Origin of the sequence: Nocardia sp. NPDC057227 (genome assembly GCF_042669725.1) — a bacterium.
Lineage (GTDB): Bacteria > Actinomycetota > Actinomycetes > Mycobacteriales > Mycobacteriaceae > Nocardia > Nocardia asteroides_A.
The window spans coordinates 49,306-76,297 of the sequence record NZ_JBHUXA010000028.1 but is presented as its reverse complement, the minus strand read 5'-3'; the positions used below and the strand labels follow the sequence as shown (position 1 = coordinate 76,297).

The following is a 26,992-nucleotide window of genomic DNA, read 5'->3' as shown; positions in this document are numbered from 1 at the left end:
GTACGCCACCGGCGCGCACGCTCCGCACACTAGGCGTTGAAGTACTTGGCCTCCGGGTGCAGCAGCACGAACGCGTCGGTCGACTGCTCCGGGTGCAGCTGCAGCTCCTCGGAGAGCCGGACCCCGATCCGCTCCGCCTCCAGCAGATCCACCAGCTTGGCCCGGTCCTCCAGCTCCGGGCAGGCGCCGTACCCGAAGGAGAAGCGCGCGCCGCGGTACCCGAGCTTGAAGTACTCCTGCACATCGTCCGGGTCGGACTCGGCGACCGCGTGCCCCTCCAGCACCAGCTCCTCGCGGACCCGCCGGTGCCAGTACTCGGCCAGCGCCTCGGTGAGCTGCACGCCGATGCCGTGCACCTCGAGGTAGTCGCGGTAGTTGTCGCCCGCGAAGAGCTGGTTGGCGAAGTCGGCGATCGGCTGCCCCATCGTCACCAGCTGGAAGGGGAGCACGTCCACCTGCCCGGTCCGCTCCGCGTGCTCGCGGGAGCGGATGAAATCCGCGATGCAGAGGAAGCGGTCGCGCTGCTGGCGCGGGAAGGTGAAGCGGTAGCGCTCGGGGGCGTCCGGGCGCGGCTCGGTCAGCACGATCACGTCGTCACCCGCGGAGACCGCGGGGAAGTAGCCGTAGACGACCGCCGCGTGCTGCAGCACGCCCTCGGTGCTGAGCCGCTCCAGCCAGGCGCGCAGCCGCGGCCTGCCCTCCGACTCCACCAGCTCCTCGTAGCTGGGCCCCTCGCCGCCGCGCTGCCCGCGCAGCCCCCACTGCCCGAGGAAGAGCGCGCGCTCGTCCAGTAGCCCGGAGTACTCGTGCAGCGCGAGCCCCTTGATCACCCTGGTCCCCCAGAACGGCGGCACCGGCACCGGCAGCTCGGCGGCCACGTCGGAGCGGGCGGGCACCTCGATCGGCACCTCCTTGGCCTTGCGCTCCTCGGCGATCCGCCGGGAGCGCTCGTGCCGCGCCCTGCGCTCGGCCGCCTTCTCGCGTTCGGCGATCGCCTCCGGGCTGTCCGGGTCGGGGCCGCCGCCGCGCTTGCGGGTCATGATGGTGTCCATCAGCCGCAGCCCCTCGAAGGCGTCCCTGGCGTAGTGCACATCGCCCCGGTAGACGGCGGTGAGATCGTTCTCCACGTAGGAGCGGGTGAGCGCGGCGCCGCCGAGCAGGACCGGGAACTGGTCGGCCACACCCTTGGTGTTGAGCTCCTCCAGGTTCTCCTTCATGATCACCGTCGACTTCACCAGCAGCCCGGACATCCCGATGACGTCGGCCTTCTTGTCGACGGCGGCGTCGAGGATGGTCGCGATCGGCTGCTTGATGCCGAGGTTGACCACCTCGTAGCCGTTGTTGGAGAGGATGATGTCGACCAGGTTCTTGCCGATGTCGTGCACGTCGCCCTTGACCGTGGCGAGCACGATCCGGCCCTTGCCGCTGTCGTCGGTGGCCTCCATGTGCGGCTCCAGGTAGGCGACCGCGGTCTTCATCACCTCGGCCGACTGCAGCACGAACGGCAGCTGCATCTGCCCGGAGCCGAACAGCTCGCCGACGGTCTTCATCCCGGACAGCAGCGTCTCGTTGACGATCTGCAGCGGCGGCACCTCGCGCATGGCCTCGTCCAGATCCGGCTCCAGGCCGTTCCGGTCGCCGTCCACGATCCGCCGCGCCAGCCGCTCGAAGAGCGGAAGCGCCGCCATCTCCTCGGCCCGCGAGGCGCGCGACGACGCGGTGGAGACGCCCTCGAACAGCTCCATCAGCGTCTGCAGCGGGTCGTACCCCTCGCGCCGCCGGTCGTAGACCAGGTCGAGCGCGGCCTCGCGCTGATCCTCCTGGATCCGCGCGATGGGCAGGATCTTGGAGGCGTGCACGATCGCCGAATCCAGCCCGGCCTGGACGCACTCGTGCATGAAGACCGAGTTCAGCACCTGCCTGGCGGCGGGGTTGAGCCCGAAGGAGATGTTCGACAGGCCGAGCGTGGTCTGCACCGCGGGGTGCCTGCGCTTGAGCTCGCGGATCGCCTCGATGGTCTCCAGGCCGTCCTTGCGCGACTCCTCCTGCCCGGTGCCGAGGGTGAAGGTCAGCGTGTCGATGATGATGTCGGACTCGTGCAGCCCCCAGTTGGTGGTGATGTCCTCGATCAGCCGCTCGGCGATCTCCACCTTCTTGGCGGCGGTGCGGGCCTGGCCCTCCTCGTCGATGGTCAGCGCGACCACCGCGGCACCGTGCTCGGCGACCAGCGCCATGGTCTGCTGGAACCGCGACTCCGGCCCGGCGCCGTCCTCGTAGTTCACCGAGTTGACCGCGCAGCGCCCGCCCAGGTGCTCCAGCCCGGCGCGCAGCACCGGGGTCTCGGTGGAGTCGAGCATGATCGGCAGCGTGGAGGCGGTGGCGAGCCTGCTGGCCAGCTCGTTCATGTCGGCGGTGCCGTCCCGGCCGACGTAGTCGACGCAGAGGTCGAGCATGTGCGCGCCGTCGCGGGTCTGGTCCTTGGCGATCTCCAGGCACCGCTGCCAGTCGGCTGCCAGCATGGCGTCGCGGAAGGCCTTGGAGCCGTTGGCATTGGTGCGCTCGCCGATCATCAGGACGCTGGCGTCCTGCTCGAACGGGACCGCGGTGTACATGCTGGAGACGCTCGGCTCCGGCTCCGGGTGCCTGCGCTCCCGGATCGGCGGCAGCGCCCGCTCGACCTCGCGCACCGCCGCACTGACCTGCCGGATGTGCTCCGGCGTCGTCCCGCAGCAGCCGCCGACCAGCGCCAGCCCGAACTCGCTGACGAAATCGCGCAGCGCGATCGCCAGCTCCTCCGGGGAGAGCGGGTACTCGGCGCCGTGCTTGCCGAGCACCGGGAGCCCGGCGTTCGGCATGACCGAGACCGGCAGCCGCGCGTGCCGGGAGAGGTGCCGCAGGTGCTCGCTCATCTCGGCCGGGCCGGTGGCGCAGTTCAGCCCGATCATGTCGATGCCGAGCGGCTCGATCGCCGTCAGCGCGGCGCCGATCTCGCTGCCGACCAGCATGGTGCCGGTGGTCTCGACGGTGACGTGGGTGATGATCGGGATCCGGCGGCCCGCGGTCGCCATGGCGTGCCTGCTGCCCACCACCGCCGCCTTGACCTGCAGCAGGTCCTGGCAGGTTTCGATGAGGACGGCGTCGGCGCCGCCGTCCAGCATGCCGAGCGCGGCCTCGGCGTAGGCATCGCGCAGGGCGGCGTAGGGGGCGTGGCCGAGGGTGGGCAGCTTGGTGCCCGGCCCCATCGAGCCGAGCACGTAGCGCGGCGTGCCGTCGGCGCTCGGCCCCATCTCGTCGGCGACCTCGCGGGCCAGCCTGGTGCCGCGCTCGGAGAGGTCGCGGATCCGGTCGGCGATGTCGTAGTCGGCGAGGTTGGGCAGGTTGCAGCCGAAGGTGTTGGTCTCGACCGCGTCGGCGCCCGCCTCGAAGTAGGCCCGGTGGATGTGGCGCAACACGTCCGGCCTGGTCTCGTTCAGGATCTCGTTACAGCCCTCGAGACCGCGGAAGTCGTCGAGGGTGAGCTCCGCGGCCTGCAGCATGGTGCCCATCGCCCCGTCGCCGATCACGACGCGGCGCGCGAGGGTATCCAGCAGGGTGGTGTCGAACCGGGACGCAGACATGAGACCAGGGTAGTGGGCTGGTCCGACGCCATCGGCCGGACGTCCGGACGCGCCATCACCGGACGCCGCGTCCCGGCGGGCCACGTCGTAGGCTGACCGGGTGAACCGCAGTGAAACTCCCGATTCGGAACTGCCGACGTTGCGGGATCCGGTGCTCGTCGCGGCCTTCGAGGGCTGGAACGACGCGGGCGATGCCGCCAGCGGCGCGGTGGAGCACCTGGAACTGATCTGGGACGCCGAACCGCTGGCCGAGCTCGACTCCGAGGACTACTACGACTACCAGGTCAACCGGCCGACGGTGCGTCAGGTGGACGGCGTCACCAGGGAGATCCAGTGGCCGTCGACCTCGCTGTCGGTGTGCTCGCCGCCCGGCAGCGACAAGGACATCGTGCTGCTGCGCGGCATCGAGCCGAACATGCGCTGGCGCAGCTTCTGCGCCGACCTGCTGGAGTTCATCGAGCAGCTGGGGGTGCAGACCGTGGTGATCCTCGGCGCGTTGCTCGCCGACACCCCGCACACCAGGCCGGTCCCGGTCACCGGCTCGGCCTACAGCCCAGAGGCCGCCGAGCGCTTCGCCCTGGAGCAGACCCGCTACGAGGGCCCCACCGGCATCACCGGCGTCCTGCAGGACCAGTGCGTGCGGGCGGGCGTCCCCGCCGTCTCGTTCTGGGCCGCGGTCCCGCACTACATCTCGCAGCCGCCCAACCCCAAGGCCACCATCGCCCTGCTGCACCGGGTCGAGGAGGTGCTCGACATCGAGGTGCCGCTCGGCGAGCTGCCCAAGCAGGCCGAGGAGTGGGAGGAGACGGTCAACGAGATGACCGAGGGCGACGAGGAGATCAGCGAGTACGTGCGCTCGCTGGAGGAGCGCGGCGACGCCGCGGTCGACCTCAACGAGGCCATCTCCAAGATCGACGGCGACGCCATCGCGGCCGAGTTCGAGAAGTACCTGCGGCGCCGGGGTCCGGGGAACTTCGGGCTGTGAGGCGCGCCGGCCCCGCCGGGGATGGGGGCGGGGCCGGGCGCCGGGCCGCTCACCCGTCCAGGGTGAGCACGAGTGCGGCGGCATCGCGGGCCAGCCGGGCGATCAGGATCTCGCGCGGGATGGTCTGGCCGCCCAGGTGGTCCAGCGATGGCGTCAGCACGTGGTGCGCGTCGGCGCGCCGGAGCTCGTGGGTGAGCTCCGCGAGCGCCGTGCCGTCGCCGTCACAGGACTCGTGGAAGGTCGCGGCGAAACAGAGGCCGCGGGACCGGGCCAGGTCACGCAGCGCGTGCTCCAGCTCCTCCCCCCGTCCGTCGGCCAGATCGTCCCGCACGTATCCGTAGGTCAACGCTTGCACCGAAACCTCCATTGGACTCGGTATGTCTTCGCGTCCTGCGATCCCCGGGAGCGCCTCCAGGGACCACCCGCCGGTTCCACCCCTGCGCACGTGACATCGGTTGCGGATGCACGTCCATCTGCACTTACAGGAACCTTTGGGCAAACTTCTCGCTCCCCTACAGGATGCCGAACGACATAGTGCGAATGCAGATGTCAACCCGGTGACATCGGGTTGCCCTATCGAGGACGCCGAAGGTTAACTGGTGCGATACTGGCGGCGTGGCCATAGCCGACGATCGACCCGTCTGGGCAGTCCGCATGCGCTCCGAACGCGACGCGAGGGGGTGGTCCCAAGCCGACGCGATCCGGGTGATGCGTGCCAAGTCCGCGCACAATCTGCCGACCGACAGCACGCTGCTGCGCAATTGGCGCAGGTGGGAGGCGGGTGAGTCGAAGCCGGACGACTTCTACGCCCCCATCATCGCGGCGGCCTTCGACTCCGCGGCGGCCTCGTTCTTCCCCAAGGCCAGGCCGAACCGGGACGACGAGCTGCTCTCCGCGACCGGCATGGACACCCTGGAATTCGTCGGCAGGCTGCGGATATCGGATGTTTCCGGCTCCACGCTGGACGCGGTGCGGATCACCGCGGAGCGGCTTTGCTGCGAGTACGCCTACGCCGACCCGATCGAGCTGCACAGCGAGGGCACCGCCTGGCTGCGACGGATAGCCGCCCTGCTCGACGGCAGGCTCACCCTCGCCCAGCACCGGGAAATCCTCTCCCTGGCGGGCTGGGTGGCACTGCTGGTCGGCTGCGTGGAGTACGACCTCGGCAAGCGGGCCTCGGCAGAATCCACCCGGCAAGCGGCCTTGTCACTCGGCACCGAGTCGGAGAACCCGGAGATCATGGGCTGGGCGGCCGAGATGGCGTCGTGGTTCGCGCTCACCCAGGGCAACTACCGCGGTGCGATCGAGGCGGCGGAGCCGCTCATGGACGCCTGCCGCGGCTACGGGGTCGGGGTGCAGCTGGCCGCGCAGCAGGCCAAGGGCTGGGCCCGGCTCGGCGACCGGGCCAGGGTGGAGCAGGCGCTGGAGCGCGGCCGCGCGGTCCTCGACCAGCTCGAGCACCCCGCCGACCTGGACAACCACTTCGTGGTCGACCCGCAGAAGTTCGACTTCTACGCCATGGACTGCAGCCGGGTGGTCGGCGACGACCGCGCCGCGCGGGCCTACGCCAAGGAGGTCATCCGGGATTCCTTCCGGGTGGACGGCACCGTCCGCAACCCCATGCGCGCCGCCGAGGCGCACCTGACCCTGGCCGTGCTGGCCGCCCGCGAGCGCGACCTGGAGTGCGCGCTGGCCGAGGCCGAGCTGGCGTTCGGGCACGACCGGCGCTCGCTGCCCTCGCTCGGCTGGATCGCAGGCGAGCTGGCGCGCGAGATCAGTGATCGGTTCCCCGGGGATCCGCGGGGGCAGGACTATCTGGACCAGCTCCGGGCGCTGGCCAGGGTGTAGGCGCGCGGCCGCGCCGGATCCGACGGCGATGCGCTGGTCGGACGCGGGTGGCAGGCCGCGGCGAGTGCGACGCCTCCGCCCGTCAGTTTCGGGCGCTCGCGTCCGGAATCCGCGCCGGGCATGCCGTGCCCGGCGCGGTGGCGAGTTCGAAGTGCCACCACTCGTTGTCGAAGGTGCGGCAGAGCCCCCAGCGATATCCGTTGGCCTCCAGCCAGTGCGCGCCCTCGAGCGGCCCGACATCGACCGCGTCCCCGCTGACGTGCGTGGATTCGTCCGGCGGCAATACCCAGCGCCGCGCCTCGTCCGGGCCGCCGTAGGTGGCGAGCCCGTCGTCCCACAGCGCCTGCTGCTCGGCGGGGCTGCGGTACCCGGAGGTGATCGAGAGCGGCACGCCCTCGGCGTGCGCCTCCCCCTCGGCCAGCGTGTAGGCCAGGGCGAGCGCCGGGTTCAACCCCTCGGTGCCGGTGGCCGAGCCGATCCCCTCGCGCTGATCGATCGCTTCCGCCCCGGTGGCCGGTGCGAGCCCGGCGGCGGGCAACGCCGGCGCGGCATGGGCGACCGGCGCGGACAGCGCGAGCCCGGCGGCGAGCAGCGCCGCCGCACCGCTCCTGCGCAGCCCGATTCGAACCCCGGCACCCACCCCGTGCTCCGCTTCGATCATGCGGCGATCGTAGGCGCGCTCAGACCCGCTCGGCGGACCGGGTCCGCACCCGCAGCGCGATCGGCTTCTGCGTCTCCGCGAAGAAATCGTTCCCCTTGTCGTCGACGACGATGAAGGCCGGGAAGTCCTCGACCTCGATCTTCCACACCGCCTCCATGCCGAGCTCCTGGTACTCCAGCACCTCGACCGACTTGATGCAGTCCAGCGCCAGCCGCGCAGCGGGCCCGCCGATCGACCCCAGGTAGAACCCGCCGTGCTCCTTGCACGCCCTGGTCACCTGCGCCGAACGATTCCCCTTGGCCAGCATGACGTGCGAGCCGCCCGCCGCCTGGAACTGGTCCACGTAGGAATCCATCCGGCCCGCGGTGGTCGGCCCGAAGGACCCGGAGGCGTACCCGTCCGGCGTCTTGGCCGGCCCGGCGTAGTACACGGCCATGTCCCGCAGGTACTGCGGCATCGGCTCCCCCGCGTCCAGCCGATCCTTGATCTTCGCGTGCGCGATGTCCCGCGCCACCACCAGCGGCCCGCTCAGCGAGAGCCGCGTCTTCACCGGGTACTTCGACAGTTCCGCGCGAATATCGGCCATCGGCCGGTTCAGGTCGATGTGCACCACGTCGCCGCCGAGGATCTCGTCGGTCTGCTCCGGCAGGTACTGCGCCGGCTCCCGCTCGAGCTGCTCCAGGAACACACCCTCCGCGGTGATCTTCGCCAGCGCCTGCCGGTCGGCGGAGCACGACACCGCGAGCGCCACCGGGCAACTCGCCCCGTGCCGCGGCAACCGCACCACCCGCACGTCGTGGCAGAAGTACTTGCCCCCGAACTGCGCCCCGATCCCGAACGACTGGGTGAGCTCGAAGACCTCTTCTTCGAGCTCCAGATCACGGAACGCGTGCCCTGCCAGCGAGCCCTCGGTGGGCAGCGAGTCCAGGTAGTGCGCGGAGGCGTACTTCGCGGTCTTGAGCGCGAACTCCGCACTGGTACCGCCGATCACCACGGCCAGGTGATACGGCGGGCACGCGGCGGTGCCGAGCGACCGGATCTTCTCGTCCAGGAACTCCAGCATCCGCGTGGGGTTCAGCACCGCCTTGGTCTCCTGGTACAGGAAGGACTTGTTGGCCGAGCCACCGCCCTTCGCCATGAACAGGAACTTGTAGGCCGGGTTCGCCGGATCGCCCGGCGCCGAGTACAGCTCCACCTGCGCGGGCAGGTTCGACCCGGTGTTCTTCTCGTCCCACATGGTGATCGGCGCCAGCTGCGAGTACCGCAGGTTCAGCTTCGTGTACGCGTCGAACACACCCCGGCTGATCCACTCGGCATCGTCCACGCCGGTCAGCACGCCCTCGGACTTCTTGCCCATCACGATGGCGGTTCCGGTGTCCTGGCACATGGGCAGAATCCCGCCCGCCGAGATGTTCACGTTCTTGAGCAGATCCAGCGCGACGAACCGGTCGTTGCCGCTCGCCTCCGGATCATCGATGATCCGTCGCAGTTGCTGCAGATGTGCCGGGCGCAGATAGTGGCTGATGTCGTGCATCGCCTCCGCGGTCAGCAGCCGCAGCACCTCGGGCTCGACCTGCAGAAAGGTGCGGCCACCGACCTCGACGGTCGAGACCCCCTCGGTGGTGAGCAACCGGTACGGCGTCTCGTCGGCGCCGATCGGCAGCAGATCGGAATAGCGGAACTCGGGCGCGGTCACGGAACGCACTCCTTCGGGCGGGCTGTCTTCGAAGCACCCGGAGCGTAACGACCGCGTTTCGGCCGACCGTTGCTTAGGCTCCCCTATGCAGGCCACGCAACCCCCAGGTTGTACCTTCAACCAGAGCGCGACGACAGCAGACCGGCGAGGATGGGAACACAGGCGGTGACCGACCCACAGTGGCTCGACGACCTGGAGATGCGGGCGTGGCTCGGGTACGTGCGCACCCGGGATCTGGTCGCCGCGGCGGTCGGCCGGGACTCGACCCGGGAGTCGAACCTGACCTTCGCCGAGTACTCGGTCATGGCCTATCTCTCGCTCAGCGGTGAGTCGCTGACCTTCGCCGAGCTGGCGGCGAAGTTGGAGTGGTCGCAGAGCCGGCTGTCGCACCAGATCACCCGCATGGAGCGGCGCGGGCTGGTCGCCCGCGAGCCGCTCCCCGACGATGCGCGGCGCACCGCCGCCCGGCTCACCCCCGACGGCATACTGGCCCTGGGTGATGCCGCGCCGATGCACGTCGGCAGCGTGCGGCGGAACATGATCGACGTCCTCGACCGGGACCAGCTCGCCGCCCTCGCCGACATCTACGACACCCTCCTCGCCCATCACCGCCGCTCCGCCAATCCCTGACTATTCGACATACGAAGCGACGACTTACCGGCACGGACAGTAACGGTGCGGAAAGATTCTCGCCGAAGACTCCTTTGTCCGATGCTCGAAATCACGACCGTGAAAATTGCCGCAGCGCCGCGTCACGCCACCTCGGTCGCCGACCCGGCGGGCAGCTGCCAGGCACGCCTTTCTCATTCCTCCGGAAACTCGATTCGATGACCGATGATGTCACAAACCCGTAGATGGGCGGCGGCTCATTCAGCATCCGCTACAGCTTTTTTGGCCATTTCCAGCACAGCTTCTTGGCTACGCCTGCTTCGCACATCATCTCTGCGAAGACTCCGACCCTCCGAAAGGGGAAATTTGAATGCTTCAGCGGCCAGTTCTGCGGCGGTCACAATGGCACCTTCGATCTGCTCTGGAAGTACCGTACCTGAGACGCGGAAATTCAGCTTCTTCGGCCTCTTGAGCAACTTGCCCGTTTGTGCGAAATCGGCCACCTCGAATGCCGCTATAAAATCGGGATTTACGAGAGCTGATACAGCCATCGCGATGTGGTACTTCGCAGCCTTGAGCGGAGTCGACTCGGGCGTGCGTGCAAAGTACCTGTCGATCCGATAGATTATCCACGCGGCATAGTAATAGGTCTCGACTGGATAGTCACCCCAGACGAAGGACCCTTCAATCTCGAGATCTTTCGGTGAACCGATTGCCCGGGACGACTCGCCGAACAGCGTCGCGGCCACAGCTCGGTTGAGCTCTGGAGTCGTCACTACTCGCGTGCGTGCAAAATCGAGTGCGGCCCCCCTGTTCTGTCGCTCGTAACGAAGACCATCTATACCCGACTGCGTAAAGTACTCTTCAACATCCTTTGCGATCTGCGAGCTCGCTTGGATGTCGGTCAGGCCGATCGCGGTCTGAAGATTAGTAGCGATCGCAACGCTGGTTCGAACCCCGGGATCGCCGGAGCTGACGATCTTTACCGGTATCCACAAGTTCTCGAGAAGCTTGAGGTCATCTCTCACCGCGCTGGACTCAGACCATCGAACCAGCTGGTGACTAGTTTGTCCGCCGTTCACAACTTGATAGCCAGAGATGAAGAATCGGTCCCCGAGACCCCGCAGATCAGTTGCGATAATTGTCAATCCGTTGTTGAGGAAGGGGAAATGCTCACGCTCCGAAGATTGAAGCGTTGTCATAATTCTAGCATTCACAGAGTTTTGCGGACCCAGATCCAGACGTACGTTGTCGTCGAATATCCCAGGTCGAATATTGCCCAGCTCATCCTTGAGAAGCTTCATCAGTTCGACAGCCGATATGAGCCCAATATAAGCTTCGCTGACTCGATCGGTCGCAGGAATCGTTTGCCGCTTCTCGAAGTTGAACGAGACGTTCTGCGGTCCGTACCGCTCTTTCTGCTTGGTGGCAAGCTCCTCACGACCGTGAGTTCGAAGTTTCATATCTTCCGAATAGGCACCGATACTCCGAATCCTGTCGAGAGCCTCGCTTATCTGAAGCTCAGATTGCACACCCCCTCCAGGATGGGAACTGGTGGTCACGTAGTAGATCTCGCAAGGAATGCGGCTATCCTGAAATTTGTCGCCGTTCTCGGCGATCCGATCGATCAAGTTGGCAAGATCGACGAGACGAGGCGGAAGCTTGATGCTTGCAGGCTTCATCGCATACTTGGTCACAGCTTCGACACCGTGTAGAAATTTGGCTATCAACTTCGAATCGTACGATTCACTCGTCTTGGCCTGGATGAAGATTACTTTCGCCGAGTTCGTAGTCTGCTCGGATACCAGCTCGTCGATCTCCTCGGGCTCGAATACCACTCGCCCGTTGACCACAACCGCGCCGACATCGATCCCCTCATCGTTCCCCCCGCCCAGAACGGAGCGCTCGATGGAATCGACTTCGTCACGGACATACTGAAAAAGATAGCTTGCAGCCACGTAGCGCTCGAATAGGTCCGCTTCGGTACCCTCGAAACCGAAATCGCGAGCAAACTTGCTGACGCGCTTGTTGGTCAGGGTGTGCACTAATCCTCCTACTGGCGACCGAGGGCAGATTGCATTATGGCTAAATATCTCGGAACTATGAAACCAGCAAGAATCTACCGGCACTCGCAGCCGCTGTCGGGTGTCGAGGCCTCATTTCTTCGCCAACGACATGCCATTTGCGCATAAGTGCAGATCTTGCATGCTTCCGAATCCGACTGCACGCGAGACACTCCGAACAGAGGATCGAAGTCATGAGCGTAGCCCAGGGGCTGTTTTGTAAGTCGTTGCGGGGCAACGGCGGCTCCTGCCGCGGTGGCGAAATCGACCGCTGATCGGGCGATTGCAGAGTGCTGAGTGCTGAGCGGTCCGCCTTCGCGGATGTTCGCCCGTCCGGTTGCCGTGTTGGAGAGCAAGAGCACCGATCGCCCGACCGAGGCCGGCCCTGGACACCGCATTCGAAGACCAGGTGCTCCTGGATACCTGCTGCTGCCGCACGATCGGACCATGCGCCTGCTCGCGGCATTTCTCGAAAGCTTCGATAGTCTCGAACTGCTTCGGCGGGGGCAACCTTGGGCCCGCCCCCGCGCAGGACTGTGCTGACCGCCGTCTGCTCCGGGGACCGGGAACCCTGCTGAGGCATCGACGCAGTCGCTACACCACGAGCACTCGGAGCAGGGTGCTCACCGAATCTATAACTGTCTCGCCGTCACACCGTCAGGCGGTGACGGGGGCGATGGTCAGGTGCCGGATCCGACCCTCCGCGAGTTCGAAGCGGTAGCCGAGGGTGACGGTGCCGCCGGGGAAGTCGCCGTCCACCCGCACCCGCAGGTCGGCCCCGTGCGGTTCGACGCGCTGGCCGAGTCGCGTACTGGTGTAGCGGAACTCGGTGGAAGAGCGCCCGATCCACTCTCCGATCGCGTCGACGCCGCCGTAGGTGTGCCCGTCGTCGACGACGGTCGCGTCCGGCGCGAAGACCGCGGCGGCGTCGGCGTGCCGGTCGGCGTCGCGGGCGTCGAGGTAGGTCAGGACGGGCGCGGGCAGTGTGGCGGGGTCGTAGTCGGTGCTGGTGGCGGTCATGGTGAACTCCTCGTCGCCGAGTGGCTGCTATTTCAGAAGTGAGTGACTGCTAGAGTAGCAGTGACCGGTGACAGCTGCGACGAGGAGAGTGATTCGGTGACCGCACACGTGCGCGTCGAGGACCGGGAGTGCCCGCTGTCCACGACCATGGCCGTCGTCGGCGAGTGGTGGACCGTGCTGATCCTGCACGACTGCTTCGACGGGTTCACCCGCTTCGACCAGTTCCAGGCGAACATCGGGCTGTCGTCGAGCATGCTCACCGCGCGGCTCCGGACGCTCGTGGAGAACGGCATCCTCACCAAGCGGCCCTACCGGGAGCGGCCGGTGCGGCACGAGTACCTGCTCACCGAGCTGGGCCGCTCGCTGCGGCCGGTGCTGGTGGCGATGGCGGCGTGGCGCAACGCCCAGTTGGCGCCGGAGGAGCGGGCCATGATCCTGGTCGACACCGGGACCGGGCGGGAGGTGGAGCCCGCGGTGATCGACCCGGAGACGGGCCGTCACGTCGCCGACCCCCGCTACGCCTTCGCCGCGGGTCCGGCCGCCGGGGAACCGATGCGTTCCCGGTACGCCGGGCGCGAACGACAGCTCGCGCCCGAGTCGTAGCCGCCGGGCGGCTCTACTTCGGCGTCCAGCTCGGCGCCCTCCTTCACCCGCGAACCGGGCCCACCGCAAAGAGGTTTCCTGCGGAGCGGTTGATCGAAGAAGACTGCACCGAGTGCGGAGTATTCCGCGGGGTACTCCCCCCGGGAGCGACATCCCCGGCGATCCCCCGGCCGGATTGCGTCAGCGTACAGATGTCCACTGAAAAATGAACGTTGTGGCCGCGCATGCGTTCCCGCCTACGGTGGTATACCTCACGCATGATGTCGGTGCCGATGCCTCGAAGAGCCGAGACATCCCGCGTGCTGCACAGCGACTGGACGATATCCGCACCGCACGAACAGCTCGGGTGTACGGTCGTGCACAGAAGTGAGGGGCTGCCGATGGACCTGCTGAAGTGGAGTAAACGGCCGGCTGCGGACGTCGACGCGACGAGACCGCCGGTCAATATCGTGCGCGGGCTGGTGGCGCGGGCCACCACGCCACTGCTCCCGGACGACTACCTGCGCCTGATCAATCCGCTCTGGACCGCGCGCGAACTGCGCGGCAAGGTGGTCGAGGTCGTGAAGGAGACCGCCGACTCGGCCACCGTCGTCATCCGGCCGGGCTGGGGCTTCCCGGCGACCTACCGGCCGGGGCAGTACGTCGGCATCGGGTTGCAGATCGCGGGCCGCCTGCACTGGCGGTCCTACTCGCTCACCTCGATCGGCGATACCGGGGACAAGACGCTGTCGATCACGGTCAAGGCGAATCCCGACGGGTTCCTCTCGACCCACCTGGTCGACGGCGTCGAACCCGGCACGATCATCCGGCTGGCCGCGCCGAAGGGCGACTTCCACCTGCCCGAACCGGTGCCGGGGAAGATCCTGTTCGTGACCGCGGGCAGCGGGATCACCCCGGTGATGGCGATGCTCCGGTCGCTCACGGCGCACGGCCGGGGGCCCGACATCCGGCACATCCACTCCGCGCCGACCCGCGACGACGTCATCTTCCTGGACGAGATGCAATCCCGCGCGGACGCGACCGACGGCTACGACCTGACCCTGCAGCTCACCCGCGAGATGGGCAATTTCGACGCCGCGCGGCTCGACGAGTGGGTCCCGGACTGGCGGGAGCGGGACTGCTGGGCGTGCGGGCCGCCCGCGCTGCTCGACGCCATGGAGTCGCAGTACGAGGCGGGCGGGCTGCGGCAGCGCCTGCACACCGAGCGATTCACGATCGCCCGGACCGACCACGGTGGCGAGGGCGGGACGGTGCACTTCGCCGTCTCCGGCAAGAAGGCCGAGATCGACGGCGCGACAACACTGCTCGAGGCCGGGGAGAACCTGGGCGTCGCCCTTCCCTTCGGCTGCCGGATGGGCATCTGCCAGACCTGCGTCGTCCTGCTGGCGGGGGGATATGCCCGCGACCTCCGCACCGGCGAGGAGCGGCGCGAAGGGGAACGAATTCAGACCTGCATCAGCACCGTGTCCGGAGAATGCACGCTCGACCTGTAGGAGGTTCGGTGGCCATCACCGATATCGACGTCTACGCGCACCTGACCGCCGAGGACATCGAGGCGCTCGGCGCCGAACTCGACGCCATCCGCCGCGATATCGAGGAGTCCCGCGGCGAGCGCGACTCCCGATACATCCACCGCACCATCGCGTTCCAGCGGGCGCTGGCCGCCGGTGGGCGCGCGACGCTCATGTTCAGCAATCGCAAGGCCGCGTGGCTGGCGGGTACCGCCCTGCTCTCGGCCGCGAAGATCATCGAGAACATGGAACTCGGGCACAACGTCATGCACGGGCAGTGGGACTGGATGAACGACCCGGAGATCCATTCCTCGTCGTGGGAATGGGACACCACCTGCCCCAGCGTGCAGTGGAAGCATTCGCACAATTTCGTGCACCACAAGTACACCAATATCGTCGGAATGGACGACGATGTCGGCTACGGAATCCTGCGCATCACCCGCGACCAGCGGTGGCTGTGGTGGAACGTCGGTAATCCGGTCTACAACTTCCTGCTGGCGACCTTCTTCGAGTGGGGTGTCGCGCTGCACCACCTCGAGGTCGAGAAGATCCGCAAGAAGGAGAAGAGCTGGGGGCAGGTCTTCCGCGACCTGCGCGTCATCGGCACCAAGGTCGGCAAGCAGGCCGCCAAGGACTACCTGATCTTCCCCGCGCTGGCCGGGAAGAACTGGAAGACGACGCTCACCGCCGATGCCACCGCCAATATCGTCCGGAACTACTGGTCGTACATGGTGATCTTCTGCGGCCATTTCCCGGACGGTGCCGAGAAGTTCACGAAGCAGGAATTCGCCGAGGAGGACCAGCCGCGCTGGTACCTGCGCCAGATGCTGGGCTCCGCCAACTTCCACGCGGGTCCGCTCATGCGTTTCATGAGTGGCAACCTCAGCCATCAGATCGAGCACCACCTCTTCCCGGATCTGCCCAGCAATCGGTACGAGGAGATCGGGGTGCGGGTCCGCGCCCTCTGCGACAAATACGACCTCCCCTACACGACCGGCTCCATCGGCCACCAATACCTGCAGACCTTCCGCACCATCGCCAAGCTCTCGGTGCCGAACGGCCTGCTGGCCGCGACCGCCGACGACGCGCCGGAAACGGCGTCCGAACTCCGCTTCGCCATCAGGGAGGGGCTGTCGGACCACTTCGGGGTCGACCCCGTCACCGGCGAACGCCGGGGCCTGCGCACCGCGTTGCGCGAGCTGAACCAGGCCCCGGTCCGGTCGGGAGCGTGATCAGGCCGAGGTAGCGGTGTCCAGGGTGCGGGCGGGGGCGACCGGGGCCCCGAGGTCGCGGACGAAACCCTGGGGGACGACGATGTCGTCCCGGTCGAGGTCGTGGATGCTGGTCTTGCGCAGCCCGAGCAGCGCGGAGTCGATCCCGCCCTTCAGGATGTCCAGCACGTTCTCGACCCCGGCCTGCCCGTTCGCCGCCAGACCCCACAGGTAGGCGCGGCCGATCAGCACCGCGCGGGCACCGAGCGCGACGGCCTTGACCACGTCGCTGCCGCGGCGGATGCCGCCGTCGAGCAGGACCTCGATGTCGTGCCCGACCGCGTCCGCGATGGCGGGCAGGGCGCGGATGGCGGCGGGGGTGCCGTCCAGGTTGTTGCCGCCGTGGTTGGAGACGGAGATGCCGGCGACCCCGGCGTCGACCGCGCGCTGCGCGTCATCGACGCGGATGACGCCCTTGAGCAGCACCGGCCCGTCCCAGCTCTCGACCACCCAGCGCACGTCCGACCAGTCCGGCGGCGGGGTGCCCATCCACTCGCCGTAGGCGGCGAAGAAGCCGGGGGCCTTCGCGTCGCCGGTGACCAGGTTCGGCACGGTGAGGTCGGGCAGGGTGCGCGACTTCAGGTAGGTGGTGAGCCAGCGCGGCTTGACGATGGTGGCGGGGGCGAACTTGAGCATGGTGCGGAAGTCGAGGCCCTGCGGGATCTCCGGGCTCCCCCAGTCGCGGCCGTGCGAGAAGGACCAGTCCAGGGTGAGGATCAACCCGACCGCACCGGCCGCCTTCGCCCGCGCCATCCGCAGGAGGATGTCGTCCTTGGACCCGCTCCAGTACAGCTGGAAGAAGGTCGCGGGGTTGGCCGCGATCACCTCTTCGACGGGCTTGCTCGCGAACGAGCTGAGCCCCATCGCGACCCCGCGGGCGGCAGCGGCGCGGGCGACCGCGACCTCGCCGTCGGGGTGCACGGCCTGGACGCCGGTGGGCGAGATCAGCACGGGCATGGAGACGCTCTGCCCGAGCACCGTCGTGGCCTGCGAGCGCTCGCCGATCGGCCCGGCGACGTGCGGGGCGAAGCCGAGTTCGGTGAACGCCTTCTGGTTGTCCTCGATGGTCTGCCCCCGCTCGGAGCCGGCGATCAGCGCGCCGTACACCGGCTTGGGCAGCCGCTTCTTCGCTCGCCGCTGGGCCTCGGCCACGGTCTCGAACCAGGGATTCATCGTCGGATCCTTTCCGGGGAGGACACCGGCCACCACTGGCCGGTGCGCTCGATCAGGTCTGTGACGAGGCGGTCCAGGAGGACCGTCCCCTCGTCGGCGGTGGCGCCGGTCGGGTCGCCGAGTACGCCGTTGGCGCTGACGGCGGCGACGCCGCCCGCCCGCAGTGCGGGGAGCAGGTCGCGGAGCGGCCCGGTCTCCCCCGGCTCGGCGCGGTCGAGCCGCACCCGCGCGGGGTCGAGCGCGAGCTGCAGCGCCGTCTCGCTGCGCCCGGCGTGTGCGTCGCCGGGGTACCGCGGCAGGAAGAACTGCACGTCGCGGCCCTCGCTCCGCAGCAGCACAGCGGCCCGCCGCAGCGGCTCGGCATTCCCACCGTGCCCGCTGACCAGCAGCACCCGGTCGAGGAAGTCGGTGGCCGAGCGGCACAGCTCGACCAGCACCAGCTCCAGGGCGGCCTGTCCGATGGAGAGCGTGCCGGGGAACCCGGCGTGCTCTCCACTGGACCCGTACGGCAGCGCGGGCGCCACCAGGACATCCGGCCGGGCACTCGCCAGCCGCGTACAGAGAAAAACAGCAAGGTCGGTGTCGGTCGAAAGCGGCAGGTGCGGCCCGTGCTGCTCGGTCGCCCCCAGCGGAACGACGAGGATCGCCGCGCGGCCGTGCGCACCCACGTCAGGCCAGGTGAGCGCGGCCACTTCGGCGCCCGCGCGACCCTGCGATGTGAGTTCGGCCACGACGAGAACATTAACGTCACCGACTGACAAAATCAAGCCTGCGATAATCGCCCGGTGACCGAGCAGGCGAACACCCGCACCCGCGGCAGGCCGCGCGGCACCAGCCGCCGCCAGCTCGAGCTCATCGCGCTCGAGCTGTTCACCGAGCGCGGCTTCGAGGACACCACGGTGGACCAGATCGCGGCGGCCGCCGGGATCAGCGAGCGCACCTTCTTCCGCTACTTCCCGAGCAAGGGCGAGCTGCTCTGGTACCAGTTCGACGACGAGGTGACGACGCTGCGCGGCCTCTTCGCGACCGTCGCCGACGACGTCCCGATGATGACGGCGGTGCGCCGGGTGGTGGTCGCGGCCAATGCCTATCGCGCCGAGGACGTCCCGGAGCTGCGCACCAGGATGCATCTGCTGGCAACGGTTCCGGGGCTGGCGGCCACCGCGGGCGCGCACTACGACGCCTGGGAGCGGGCGGTCAGCGAATTCGCCGCACGCAGGCTGGGCGGTACCCCCGACGAGCTCCTCCCGCTGGCGATCGGGCGGGCCACCCTGGCGACCGCGCGCGCCGCCTTCGACGCCTGGCTCGGCCGCGCCGACGACGACCTCACGGTCTACCTGGATCGGGCGCTGGCCGCGCTCGCCGCGGGCTTCGCGGTGCCCGCCCCGGCTGCCGCCGAGCTACCCGCAGGTTTGGGGGGCGGTCCCGATGGGGTATGAGTAGGCTCGGTGCCGACCTGTCCGACCGGCAGAACTACCCCGTCCAACCGATGAGAAGGGGCCTGGAATTCCATGTCCGAGGTGTCCATGAGCCTTTCGGCGGATCCGCTCGTAGCGGGGCCGGTCGACAACCTGCTGCCCCAGCTCGTGGAGCACCTGCGGCAGAATCGCACCGCGCTGCGCGAGGAGTGGGCGCGCCGGATCACCGACGCGCAGCTGCTGACCGCGATGACCCCGGAGGAGATCTTCTCCGAAATCACCTCGGTCTACGACAATTACGTGGCCGTGCTGGAGACCGGCAGCGTCGAGGCGCTGCAGGCCTACGCCCGCGATCTCTCCGAGCGCATCATCCCGCGCGGCGTCGAGACCGACGAGGTGCTCGGCATCGTGCTGCTGCTGCGGGATGTGCTGGCCCGCTCGCTGTTCGAGAAGTACCAGTCGGACTTCAACCTGCTCAACCACGTGCTCGACGCCTACGAGCCGGCCGCGAACCGGATCGCGAGCACGGTCGCCATCTCCTTCGTGCAGGAGCGCGAGCGCGTCATCCGGCAGCAGCAGGAGGCCATCCGCGAGCTGTCCACCCCGGTGCTGCAGGTGCGCGAGCAGCTGCTCATCCTGCCGATCATCGGCGTGCTGGACAGCCAGCGCGCGCGTCAGCTCACCGAGCAGCTGCTGCGCGCGATCCGGGCCAATCGCGCCAAGGTGGTGGTCATCGACATCACCGGTGTGCCGAACATCGACTCGACGGTCGCCAACCACCTGGTGCAGACGGTCGACGCCTCCGGGCTGATGGGCGCGAACGTGATCATCACCGGGCTCTCGTCGGATATCGCGCTCACCCTGGTCACCATCGGCCTCGATCTGTCCAAGATGAACGCGGTCGGTGACCTGCAGGGCGGCATCGAGGAGGCGGAGCGGCTGCTCGGCTACGAGGTCACCCGGGTCACGGACCGGCTCATCGAGCGCGACGGCCGCTGAACGGGCTGGCGGGCAGATGCCGGTTCCGATTCTCAAGCAGGGCACCTATCTGATCGCGTCGGTGCAGTCCGCACTCACCGACGCCGACACCGAACGGCTGCAGGACGACCTGATGCGGCAGGTCAGCAAATACCGCGCGAACGGCATCATCGTCGACGTCACGGCCATCGACATCATGGATTCGTTCGCCGCACGGTCGCTGCGTACCATCGCGCACATGACGCAGCTGCGGGGGGCCGAGACGGTGATCGTCGGGCTGCAACCCGAGGTCGCGTTCGCCATGGTGCAGCTCGGGCTGACCTTCGAGGACATGCACACCGCGCTCGACCTCGAAGAGGGCCTGGCCTGGCTGAACGCCAAGACCTCCCGACGCCACCGAGACGGCCGTGACAGTGGCCGCTGAGAGCCACGTGATCCTGGTCAAGGTGTCGGGTGACATCGTGATCGCGCGTCAGGCAGGCCGCGAGCTCGCGGCCGAGCTCGGCTTCTCGCTCACCGACCGCACGATGATCTCCACCGCCATCTCCGAGATCGCCCGCAACATCACCAGTTACGCGGGTACCGGCGAGATCCGGCTGCTCGTCGACGAGCGCGAGGGCAGGCGCGCGCTCATCGTGCAGGCCGAGGACCAGGGGCCGGGCATCCGCGACATCACCAGGGCGCTGGAGGACGGCTACTCCACCGGCCGCGGCCTCGGGCTCGGGCTGCCCGGCGCGCGCAGGCTCATGGACCGGCTCACGGTCGACTCGAATCCCGGGCAGGGGACCCTCATCGAGATGTGGAAGTGGGTACCGGAGAATGTTTGACCACGGTTTCGTCGACCGGGTCGAGTGGGCGGTCGCCGGCCGGCCCTACCCCGGCCACGAAACCTCCGGTGACCGCGGCGTGGTGCTGGACGCGGGCGGCGGCCGGGTGCTCTTCGGGGTGCTGGACGGGCTCGGGCACGGCAGCGGTGCCGCCGAGGCGGCGGACCGGGCGGCGCGGGTGCTCGCGGAGAACCGCTCGGAGCCGCTGGACGTGCTGCTGGTGCTGTGCCACCGGGCGATGGCCGACACCAGGGGCGCGGCGGTCTCGCTCGCCTCGTTCGGCGCCGACGAGACGGTGCACTGGCTCGGCGTCGGCAATGTGGAGTCGCGGGTGCTGACCGCGGGCCCGGCCGGGATCGCGGTGCGCGCCACCATGCTGCTCACCGCGGGGATCGTCGGCTACCGGCTGCCGCCGACGCTGCAGCCGCAGAGCATTCCGGTGCGCCCGGGCGACCTGCTGCTCATGTACACCGACGGCATCCTCGCCGACTCCGACGGCGCCGTCGACCTGGCCCGCTCCACCGCCGACATCACCGCCGCGATCCTGGAGACCTACGCCAAGGCCACCGACGACGCCCTCGTCCTCGCGGCGCGGCACCGCGGCGCCACCGACCCGGTGGCATGACGATGGACGCCGGGGAGCGCGGCGACGACGCCGGTGCGGTGCTCACCGCCTTCCTCGACGACTACGCGGCGGTGCTGCGCAGGCACCTGGCGGCGCCGGAGCAGGGCGGGCTCGGTGAGGGGTACGAACTCGGCAGGCGCGCCCTCGTCGAGCGGATCAGCCTGCTCGACCTCACCGAGAACCACTTCCGGGTGGCGCAGGCCGCGCAGCGCTCGCCCGCGGCGCCGGACCAGCGGATCGCGGAGAACGCGCTGGAGTTCCTGCTGCAGACGCTGGCCGCGCTCGACATCGCCACCCGCGGCTACCTGGACGGCACCAAGGCCTACGAGCAGCAGCGCACCCGCGCCGACGACCTGGCCGGGCGCGACGCCTTCCGCACCGCGCTGGTGGAGTCGCTGCAGGACGGCTTCTTCGTGGCCGAGGCGGACGGCACCGTCGTCGAGGTGAACTCGGCGTTCGGCGCGCTCACCGGCTACGGCCCCGGCGACGTCCCGTTCGCGCTGCCGCACCCGTGGTCGCCGCCCGCCGCGCCGCGCTACCCCGACCTCGGCAGCGAGTCGCTGCGCTGGGTGATGCCGATCCAGCACCGGGACGGCCGCAAGGTCTGGCTCGCGGTGAGCACGAGCACGCTGGTGAAGCCGGAGAACGACGAGCGCATCGTCGTCGGCACCATCCGTGACGTCACCGCCGAGCACGACGCGCAGGCCCGCGACCAGGCCGCCTCCCGGCTGGCGACCGCGGTCGGCGCGGCCACCAGCGTGGCCGAGGTGCTCGCCGTCGGGCTGGACGAGCTGCGCCGCACCGCGGGCGCGGCCGAGGCCGTCGTCGCGGTCTGGCCCGCGCGCACCGCGGAGCCGGAGATCTACACCTCCGGCCCGGACCGCCCGGACGAGGACGAGTTCGCCGACGTCCCGGCGCGCGCGGTCCCGGACGGGCCGGACCAGGAGACCAGGGCGCTGCTGGAGCGGGCGCGGCGCCGCTCGCCGCGCTCGCTGCAGGTGCTGCCGGACGGCCTGGACAGCGCCGCGGGCATCGTCGCCCCGCTCGGCGAGACCGGGGATGCCGCGCTCTGGCTGCGCTTCGCCGCCCCGCGCGCGGTGGCCGCCGCCGACCGCACGCTCTTCTCGCTGCTGATCGGGCACTTGAGCCTGGCGATGCAGCGGGCGCGCAACTTCGACCAGGCCCGCGCCACCTCGCTCACGCTGCAGCGGGCCATGCTCGGCCCGATCGAGCTGCCGCCGCGCTTCTCGGTGCACTACGAGCCGGCGCTGCCGCCGCTGGAGATCGGCGGCGACTGGTACGACGTGGTGCCGCTGCGCGACGGCACCATCGGCGTCGTGGTCGGCGACTGCGTCGGCCGCGGGCTCTCCGCCGCGGTGGTGATGGGCCAGCTGCGCACGGCCGCGCGGGCGCTGCTGCTGCGCGGGGCCGGTCCGGCGCAGCTGCTGGCCGAGCTGGACGCGGTGGCGGCGCGGATCCCCGGCGCCATGTGCACGACGGTCTGCGCGGCGGTGCTCGATCCGGTGCGCGGCGTCGTCCGGTACAGCAGCGCCGGGCACATGCCGCCGATCCTGGCCGACGTCGGCGAGGTCGGGCGGCTGCTGGAGGGCGGGCGCGCGGTGCCGCTGGCCACCTTCGACACGCCGCGCAGGCCGGAGGCGAGCACCGCGCTTCCGCCCGGCGCCACGCTGGTGCTCTTCACCGACGGGCTGGTGGAGCGCAGGGGCGTCGACATCGACGACAGCTTCGCGCAGATCGCCGACGTGCTGGCCGGGACGCCGGGGCGGCTGCCGCGCGAGGTCGCGGACGCCGTGCTGAGCAGGCTGCGCCCGGCCGCCGGGTACGACGACGACGTCGCCATGGTGGTCTACCGGCAGCCGCCGGCGCCGCTGCTGCTCGACGTGCCCGCAGCCGCCGAGCAGCTCACCGTGCTGCGCCGCACGCTCAAGGCGTGGTTCGCCGCCGCCGCGGTGCCGCACGACCTGGCCGCCGACCTGGTGGCCGCCGCCAACGAGGCCTGCAGCAACAGCGTCGAGCACGCCTACCTGCACAAGCGCCCGGGCCGGGTGGTGCTGGCGGCCGAGTGCGACACCGAGACCGTCGTCATCGTGGTCCGCGACGACGGCGACTGGAAGCCGCGCGCCGCGGACCCCGGCTACCGCGGCCGCGGCATCGAGATGATGAAGGCGCTGACCGAGGACGTGGAGATCGAGCACACCGAGGAGGGGACGCGGGTGCGCATGTGGGTCACGCTGCCCGCCATCACCTTCCCCACCGCGAACCCGATCCGCAGCGCCGGTCAGCCCGCGTAGCGGGCGGCGAGCTTCGCGAGATCGTCCAGCACGCGCAGCGTCTCGTCCTCGGGCAGGGTCTCCAGCTTCAGGGTCGCGCGGACCGCGCCCGCCGCGGCGTAGGTGTCGAGCACCGCCGGGTCGGCCGGGGCCGGGGTGACCGCGATCGGCAGCCCGCTGTCCAGGAACGGCGCGAGCTGCTCGGCGACCGCCGCCGGGCTGCCGACGCCGTTCGGGATCCAGCCGAAGCCGAGCCGCCGGGCGCGCTTCGCCGCCGCCTCCGCGCCGCCGACGAAGATCGGCGGGTGCGGCCGCTGCACCGGCTTCGGCCACGCCTGGAACGGCGCGAAGTCGAGGTGCTCGCCGTGGAACTCGACCGTCTCCTCGGTCCAGGTCCTGGTGAGCACCTGCAACTGCTCGTCGAGCAGCGCGCCCCTGGTGCGCGGATCGGTGCCGTGGTCGGCCATCTCCTCGCGGTTCCAGCCGACGCCGACGCCGAACACCACCCGGCCGTTCGAGATCCGGTCGAGCGTCGCGACCTCCTTGGCGGTGTGCAGCACATCGCGCTGGATCAGCAGCGTGACCCCGGTGCCGAGCACCAGCCGCTCGGTGACCGCCGCGATCCCCGCGAAGGCCACGAACGGGTCGAGCGTCCGGTAGTACACCCGGGGCAGCTCACCGCCGGCCGGGTAGGCCGTCTCCCGGCTCAGCGGGATGTGCGAATGCTCCGCGAGGAACAGCGATTCGAAGCCGCGCTCCTCCAGTGCCCGCCCCAGTTCCAGCGGGCCGATCCCCTCGTCGGTCAGGAAGGTGTTGATTCCGATCTGCATACCGATGCGGAACGACCGACCGAGCGGGGAAATTCCGTTTCGCTCGCGCTGCGCGAGACCCTTGCCCGGCTACCGCCCGGGCCGCCCGTCCTCGCGGGCGACGGTGCGCTCACCGCTGCTGAAAACCGGCAGCGGGACGGCGGTCTCGGGGGCGGTGCCGGTGGCGACCGCGGCCTCGAGATGACTGAAGAGCGGGGCCTGATCGATATTGCTCACGACGGACTCCTTCGGGCGAAACAAGGCGATCGGGCACAGCATTACCCAACCCGCCGACACTATTCTCCCCGAAAAAGAGCTTTCGTGCTGACGGATTCGCCGCGCCCGGTCTCCGGTCAGTAGTGCGAGGCCCCGCCGTCGATGGAGAGCGGGATCGAGGTGATGTACTTCGATTCGTCGCTGACCAGGAAGAGCACGGCGTCGGCGATCTCCTCGGCGGTGGCGGCCCAGCGCGGCAGGAACGGGGTTCCCATGTTCCCGAGCAGCGGATTCGTCTCGCCCGCGGCGGCGATGGCGGCCTGCATGTTGCCCGAGCCCATCGGCGTGTTCACCCCGCCCGGGTGCACCGAGTTGACCCGGATCTCGTGCTTGCCGAGCTCGGCGGCGAAGGCGCGGGCCATGCCGGTGACGGCGTGCTTGCTCGCGGTGTAGTGCACCATGAACGGCTGCATCTTGACCCCGGCGTAGGAGCTGATGAGCGCGATCGAGCCGCCGCGGCCGCCCGCGATCAGGTGCGGGGCGGTGACGGTGACGGTGTTCCAGACGCCGATCACGTTGGTGTCGATGACGTCGCGGAACTCCTGCGGGCTGATGGCGTCCCAGGCGTTCGGGATGCAGATGCCGGCGTTGGCGATCACGATGTCGAGCCTGCCCAGCTCGGCGACCCCGGCGTCGGCGGCGCCGCGCATGGCGTCGATGTCGCGGACGTCGGCGATGCTCGCGACGATCCGCCCGCCCGCCTTCTCGACCAGGCGGACGGTCTCGTCCAGGTCGTCGGGGGTCGGCGAGTCGTAGGGCACGCCGGGCAGCGGGCCTGCGAGGTCGACGGCGATGATGCCAGCGCCCTCCTCGGCGAGGCGCACGGCGTGCGCCCGGCCCTGCCCGCGCGCCGCGCCGGTGATCAGCGCGACCTTGCCTGCTACACGTCCGGTCATGGGGGTCCTCTCAGAGCTGGATGAGCGTGGGGGCCGGGGCGAAGCCGCCGGGAGCGGTGACGGGGGCGGCGAGCATGCCCGCCGCGGCGTCGGTGAGGAAGCAGCCGAGCGCGGCCCAGTCGGGCTCGCGCTCGCCCGCCGCGACCTCGGCCTCGTAGGCGGCGCAGACCTCGAAGACCATGCCGGTGAGCATCCAGCCGCGGCCGTTCAGCACCGGCTGGTCGACGTGGCGAAGCCGCTCCCCGGTGGCGGCCATGATGGCGGCGGTGGCGGTTTTCCCGGCGACCGGGCGCTCCAGCAGCGCGGCGGTGGATGGCGTGGCGCGCACCTGGTTCAGGAAGCGGGCCCGCCAGCCGGGCGCGGGCCGGTCGAGCAGGCCGCGGACCGCGGGCAGCACCAGGCAGCGCAGCAGCTCGACCAGCGTGGGGTCGGGGCCGAGTGCGGCAAGCAGGTCGGCGCGCAGCGGCTCGGACTGCTCGGTGTAGCGGTCGAGCATGGCGGTGATCAGGCCGTCCCGGTCGCCGAAGTGGTAGGCGACCGCGGAGTGGTTGGCATTGCCCGCGCGCTCGGCGATCCGCCGGTTCGACACCTGGTCGATGCCGTCCCGGCCGTAGAGCTCCTCGGCGGCGTCCATGAGCGCGCCGCGGGCCACTTCACTGTGCCGTGCCATCTCGCTCCGATCGTTCGTCCGCGAGATTAAGTCAGCTGGCGTAATTTGTCGACCATCGCCGTGCGAGCCTCGGCGCGATATTGTCATGCCGAGTGGCTATCAGCGACGGAAGGACCGACATGTACGGCTCACGCGACGCGGCGCTCTTCCTGGCCCGCCTGATCCTCGGCTTCATCTTCGTCATGCACGGCTGGCAGAAGCTGCACACGAACGGAATCTCCAATGTGGAGAAGGGCTTCGATGCCATGGGGATCCCCGCGCCCGGGATCGCCGCGCAGTACTCCACCTGGGTCGAGTTCCTCGGCGGGATCTTCCTCATCATCGGCCTGCTGCTGCCGATCGTCTCGCTGCTGCTCATCCTGAACATGCTCGGCGCCATCTGGTACGCGCACTGGGACAGCGGCTTCTGGAACAGCGACGGGGGCTACGAGCTCCCGCTCGCCCTGATCGCCGGACTGCTAGCGGTCGGGCTCTCGCACGCGGGCCGGGCCGCGGCCGACCACTACATCACCCGCAGACGCGGGGCACGGGCCGACTGAGGCGCGGGGCCGGGGCCGACCGAGGCGCGGCGGTGGCCGTTCGACGGGCGGCCACCCGCGGATCGCCTCACCAAGGGTGCGGATTCGCAACCCCTCGGAGGTGCGCACACACTCGCTGGGGTCATATCGGGATGGCCGCCGCGGGCGGAGTATTTGAGGTACCCCTCGTACGCTCGATCCGAAGGACCCCCTCATGCCTTCCACCGCGCCCCGGCACCCCGCCGACCGGAACACCGTCGTCGTCTCCGACACCGACACCGACCTGACCGCCGAAGAGCTGCACCGCTGGTCCAACCGGCTGGCCCGGATGCTGCTCGGGATGGGCGCGAAGGCGGGTGCGGTGATCGCCATCGCGATCGATTCCCCGGTCGAGGCCGCCGTGGCCGAGCGCGCGATCGCCAAGGTGCGCGGGATTCCGCTTCCGGTCGGGGACGGCGCGCTGCCCGCGGGCACCGCGCTCGGGATCACGCATCGGGCGCGCCGGACGCGGCTGACCGACGACGTGCGCTGGCTGATCCTGGACGAGCCCGCCACGCTGCGCCGCTACCTGGTCGGGTCGGACTCCACGATCACCGTGGCCGACCGCTCCGCCTGAACCCGATCGCC

Annotated in this window: 26 protein-coding genes; 14 read left to right on the top strand and 12 right to left on the bottom strand. The window is 69.5% G+C overall.

Going from position 1 to position 26,992, the window contains the following annotated elements:
- Nucleotides 1-29 precede the first annotated feature (29 nt).
- Entirely contained in the window at nt 30-3,617 is a 3,588-nt protein-coding gene (gene metH / locus ACFUJ1_RS29105; protein ID WP_378650520.1) for a methionine synthase, read from the bottom strand.
- Nucleotides 3,618-3,717: 100 nt separating this feature from the next.
- Here metH and ACFUJ1_RS29100 point away from each other — a divergent pair, with 100 nt between their 5' ends.
- On the top strand, nt 3,718-4,602 hold the full coding sequence (locus tag ACFUJ1_RS29100; RefSeq protein ID WP_233019019.1) for a PAC2 family protein: 885 nt from the start codon (nt 3,718-3,720) through the stop codon (nt 4,600-4,602).
- 49 nt (nt 4,603-4,651) lie between these two features.
- Here ACFUJ1_RS29100 and ACFUJ1_RS29095 read toward each other — a convergent pair whose 3' ends face one another.
- Nucleotides 4,652-4,957, bottom strand: coding sequence for a hypothetical protein (locus tag ACFUJ1_RS29095; protein ID WP_378650519.1), 306 nt, complete (start codon nt 4,955-4,957; stop codon nt 4,652-4,654).
- Nucleotides 4,958-5,310: 353 nt separating this feature from the next.
- Between ACFUJ1_RS29095 and ACFUJ1_RS29090 the strand changes: the two genes are divergently transcribed.
- Complete coding sequence (locus tag ACFUJ1_RS29090; protein ID WP_378650518.1) at nt 5,311-6,450, top strand: XRE family transcriptional regulator; 1,140 nt, start codon at nt 5,311-5,313, stop codon at nt 6,448-6,450.
- An 82-nt stretch (nt 6,451-6,532) separates the two neighbouring features.
- On the opposite strand, the gene ACFUJ1_RS29085 is transcribed toward ACFUJ1_RS29090, so the two are convergent.
- Together ACFUJ1_RS29085 and ACFUJ1_RS29080 are read right to left on the bottom strand one after the other, a co-directional pair.
- Complete coding sequence (locus tag ACFUJ1_RS29085) at nt 6,533-7,111, bottom strand: M15 family metallopeptidase (RefSeq protein ID WP_378650517.1); 579 nt, start codon at nt 7,109-7,111, stop codon at nt 6,533-6,535.
- A gap of 19 nt (nt 7,112-7,130) precedes the next feature.
- The gene (locus tag ACFUJ1_RS29080) at nt 7,131-8,807 is read right to left on the bottom strand and encodes a fumarate hydratase (protein ID WP_378650516.1); all 1,677 of its coding nucleotides are present in this window, start codon (nt 8,805-8,807) and stop codon (nt 7,131-7,133) included.
- A gap of 165 nt (nt 8,808-8,972) precedes the next feature.
- Here ACFUJ1_RS29080 and ACFUJ1_RS29075 point away from each other — a divergent pair, with 165 nt between their 5' ends.
- Entirely contained in the window at nt 8,973-9,437 is a 465-nt protein-coding gene (locus ACFUJ1_RS29075) for a MarR family winged helix-turn-helix transcriptional regulator (protein WP_378650515.1), read from the top strand.
- A 236-nt stretch (nt 9,438-9,673) separates the two neighbouring features.
- Here ACFUJ1_RS29075 and ACFUJ1_RS29070 read toward each other — a convergent pair whose 3' ends face one another.
- Nucleotides 9,674-11,461: an AIPR family protein gene (locus ACFUJ1_RS29070; protein WP_378650514.1), complete on the bottom strand. Its 1,788-nt coding sequence runs from the start codon at nt 11,459-11,461 to the stop codon at nt 9,674-9,676.
- Between the two features lie 675 nt (nt 11,462-12,136).
- The gene (locus ACFUJ1_RS29065) at nt 12,137-12,499 is read right to left on the bottom strand and encodes a nuclear transport factor 2 family protein (RefSeq protein WP_378650513.1); all 363 of its coding nucleotides are present in this window, start codon (nt 12,497-12,499) and stop codon (nt 12,137-12,139) included.
- 96 nt (nt 12,500-12,595) lie between these two features.
- Between ACFUJ1_RS29065 and ACFUJ1_RS29060 the strand changes: the two genes are divergently transcribed.
- From ACFUJ1_RS29060 to ACFUJ1_RS29050, 3 genes are all read left to right on the top strand, one after another.
- Nucleotides 12,596-13,102, top strand: coding sequence for a winged helix-turn-helix transcriptional regulator (locus tag ACFUJ1_RS29060; RefSeq protein ID WP_378650512.1), 507 nt, complete (start codon nt 12,596-12,598; stop codon nt 13,100-13,102).
- 380 nt (nt 13,103-13,482) lie between these two features.
- Nucleotides 13,483-14,595: a ferredoxin reductase gene (locus tag ACFUJ1_RS29055; protein ID WP_378650511.1), complete on the top strand. Its 1,113-nt coding sequence runs from the start codon at nt 13,483-13,485 to the stop codon at nt 14,593-14,595.
- A gap of 8 nt (nt 14,596-14,603) precedes the next feature.
- A complete protein-coding gene (locus tag ACFUJ1_RS29050; protein WP_378650510.1) occupies nt 14,604-15,845 on the top strand; it encodes a fatty acid desaturase family protein in 1,242 nt (413 codons plus the stop codon).
- On the opposite strand, the gene mftD is transcribed toward ACFUJ1_RS29050, so the two are convergent.
- Together mftD and mftE are read right to left on the bottom strand one after the other, a co-directional pair.
- Nucleotides 15,846-17,057: a pre-mycofactocin synthase MftD gene (gene mftD / locus ACFUJ1_RS29045; RefSeq protein ID WP_378650509.1), complete on the bottom strand. Its 1,212-nt coding sequence runs from the start codon at nt 17,055-17,057 to the stop codon at nt 15,846-15,848. It abuts the gene before it with no gap.
- Nucleotides 17,054-17,788 carry a mycofactocin biosynthesis peptidyl-dipeptidase MftE gene (gene mftE, locus ACFUJ1_RS29040; protein ID WP_378650508.1) on the bottom strand — a complete coding sequence of 245 codons (735 nt, stop codon included), beginning with the start codon at nt 17,786-17,788 and terminating at the stop codon, nt 17,054-17,056. The genes mftD and mftE overlap by 4 nt, the downstream gene beginning before the upstream one ends.
- Before the next feature lie 54 nt (nt 17,789-17,842).
- On the opposite strand from mftE, the gene mftR reads away from it, so the two are divergent.
- The 6 genes from mftR (at nt 17,843) to ACFUJ1_RS29010 (ending at nt 23,217) form a co-directional block, all read left to right on the top strand.
- On the top strand, nt 17,843-18,496 hold the full coding sequence (mftR, locus tag ACFUJ1_RS29035; protein ID WP_378650507.1) for a mycofactocin system transcriptional regulator: 654 nt from the start codon (nt 17,843-17,845) through the stop codon (nt 18,494-18,496).
- A gap of 72 nt (nt 18,497-18,568) precedes the next feature.
- Nucleotides 18,569-19,474, top strand: a complete 906-nt coding sequence (locus ACFUJ1_RS29030) for an STAS domain-containing protein (protein ID WP_233019030.1) — start codon at nt 18,569-18,571, stop codon at nt 19,472-19,474.
- 16 nt (nt 19,475-19,490) lie between these two features.
- Nucleotides 19,491-19,877 (top strand): STAS domain-containing protein, encoded by a 387-nt coding sequence (locus ACFUJ1_RS29025; RefSeq protein ID WP_067659193.1) that lies wholly within the window; start codon nt 19,491-19,493, stop codon nt 19,875-19,877.
- Complete coding sequence (locus tag ACFUJ1_RS29020; RefSeq protein ID WP_084505862.1) at nt 19,867-20,280, top strand: ATP-binding protein; 414 nt, start codon at nt 19,867-19,869, stop codon at nt 20,278-20,280. The genes ACFUJ1_RS29025 and ACFUJ1_RS29020 overlap by 11 nt, the downstream gene beginning before the upstream one ends.
- Nucleotides 20,273-20,905, top strand: a complete 633-nt coding sequence (locus ACFUJ1_RS29015) for a SpoIIE family protein phosphatase (RefSeq protein ID WP_233019031.1) — start codon at nt 20,273-20,275, stop codon at nt 20,903-20,905. The genes ACFUJ1_RS29020 and ACFUJ1_RS29015 overlap by 8 nt, the downstream gene beginning before the upstream one ends.
- Nucleotides 20,902-23,217 carry a SpoIIE family protein phosphatase gene (locus tag ACFUJ1_RS29010; protein ID WP_378650506.1) on the top strand — a complete coding sequence of 772 codons (2,316 nt, stop codon included), beginning with the start codon at nt 20,902-20,904 and terminating at the stop codon, nt 23,215-23,217. The genes ACFUJ1_RS29015 and ACFUJ1_RS29010 overlap by 4 nt, the downstream gene beginning before the upstream one ends.
- Here ACFUJ1_RS29010 and ACFUJ1_RS29005 read toward each other — a convergent pair.
- From ACFUJ1_RS29005 to ACFUJ1_RS28990, 4 genes are all read right to left on the bottom strand, one after another.
- A complete protein-coding gene (locus tag ACFUJ1_RS29005; RefSeq protein ID WP_378650505.1) occupies nt 23,205-24,026 on the bottom strand; it encodes a TIGR03619 family F420-dependent LLM class oxidoreductase in 822 nt (273 codons plus the stop codon). The two genes, ACFUJ1_RS29010 and ACFUJ1_RS29005, sit on opposite strands and share 13 nt — an antisense overlap.
- A 69-nt stretch (nt 24,027-24,095) precedes the next feature.
- Nucleotides 24,096-24,242 carry a hypothetical protein gene (locus tag ACFUJ1_RS29000; RefSeq protein WP_233019034.1) on the bottom strand — a complete coding sequence of 49 codons (147 nt, stop codon included), beginning with the start codon at nt 24,240-24,242 and terminating at the stop codon, nt 24,096-24,098.
- A gap of 116 nt (nt 24,243-24,358) precedes the next feature.
- Complete coding sequence (locus tag ACFUJ1_RS28995; protein WP_378650504.1) at nt 24,359-25,177, bottom strand: mycofactocin-coupled SDR family oxidoreductase; 819 nt, start codon at nt 25,175-25,177, stop codon at nt 24,359-24,361.
- A gap of 10 nt (nt 25,178-25,187) precedes the next feature.
- Entirely contained in the window at nt 25,188-25,847 is a 660-nt protein-coding gene (locus ACFUJ1_RS28990; RefSeq protein ID WP_378650503.1) for a TetR/AcrR family transcriptional regulator, read from the bottom strand.
- Nucleotides 25,848-25,966: 119 nt separating this feature from the next.
- On the opposite strand from ACFUJ1_RS28990, the gene ACFUJ1_RS28985 reads away from it, so the two are divergent.
- On the top strand, nt 25,967-26,386 hold the full coding sequence (locus tag ACFUJ1_RS28985; RefSeq protein ID WP_378650502.1) for a DoxX family protein: 420 nt from the start codon (nt 25,967-25,969) through the stop codon (nt 26,384-26,386).
- 193 nt (nt 26,387-26,579) lie between these two features.
- Nucleotides 26,580-26,981, top strand: a complete 402-nt coding sequence (locus ACFUJ1_RS28980; protein ID WP_378650501.1) for an AMP-binding protein — start codon at nt 26,580-26,582, stop codon at nt 26,979-26,981.
- Nucleotides 26,982-26,992: the final 11 nt, after the last annotated feature.

Bases quoted from the DNA above. Each gene is read 5' to 3' on its own strand.
- ACFUJ1_RS29010 (WP_378650506.1), top strand. From the start codon at position 20,902: ATGACGATGGACGCCGGGGAGCGCGGCGACGACGCCGGTGCGGTGCTC.
- ACFUJ1_RS28990 (WP_378650503.1), bottom strand. From the start codon at position 25,847: ATGGCACGGCACAGTGAAGTGGCCCGCGGCGCGCTCATGGACGCCGCC.
- ACFUJ1_RS28980 (WP_378650501.1), top strand. From the start codon at position 26,580: ATGCCTTCCACCGCGCCCCGGCACCCCGCCGACCGGAACACCGTCGTC.
- ACFUJ1_RS29005 (WP_378650505.1), bottom strand. From the start codon at position 24,026: ATGCAGATCGGAATCAACACCTTCCTGACCGACGAGGGGATCGGCCCG.
- ACFUJ1_RS29025 (WP_067659193.1), top strand. From the start codon at position 19,491: ATGCCGGTTCCGATTCTCAAGCAGGGCACCTATCTGATCGCGTCGGTG.
- ACFUJ1_RS28985 (WP_378650502.1), top strand. From the start codon at position 25,967: ATGTACGGCTCACGCGACGCGGCGCTCTTCCTGGCCCGCCTGATCCTC.
- ACFUJ1_RS28995 (WP_378650504.1), bottom strand. From the start codon at position 25,177: ATGACCGGACGTGTAGCAGGCAAGGTCGCGCTGATCACCGGCGCGGCG.
- ACFUJ1_RS29090 (WP_378650518.1), top strand. From the start codon at position 5,311: ATGCGTGCCAAGTCCGCGCACAATCTGCCGACCGACAGCACGCTGCTG.
- mftD (WP_378650509.1), bottom strand. From the start codon at position 17,057: ATGAATCCCTGGTTCGAGACCGTGGCCGAGGCCCAGCGGCGAGCGAAG.
- ACFUJ1_RS29055 (WP_378650511.1), top strand. From the start codon at position 13,483: ATGGACCTGCTGAAGTGGAGTAAACGGCCGGCTGCGGACGTCGACGCG.
- ACFUJ1_RS29085 (WP_378650517.1), bottom strand. From the start codon at position 7,111: ATGATCGAAGCGGAGCACGGGGTGGGTGCCGGGGTTCGAATCGGGCTG.
- ACFUJ1_RS29065 (WP_378650513.1), bottom strand. From the start codon at position 12,499: ATGACCGCCACCAGCACCGACTACGACCCCGCCACACTGCCCGCGCCC.
- ACFUJ1_RS29030 (WP_233019030.1), top strand. From the start codon at position 18,569: ATGTCCGAGGTGTCCATGAGCCTTTCGGCGGATCCGCTCGTAGCGGGG.
- ACFUJ1_RS29015 (WP_233019031.1), top strand. From the start codon at position 20,273: ATGTTTGACCACGGTTTCGTCGACCGGGTCGAGTGGGCGGTCGCCGGC.
- metH (WP_378650520.1), bottom strand. From the start codon at position 3,617: ATGTCTGCGTCCCGGTTCGACACCACCCTGCTGGATACCCTCGCGCGC.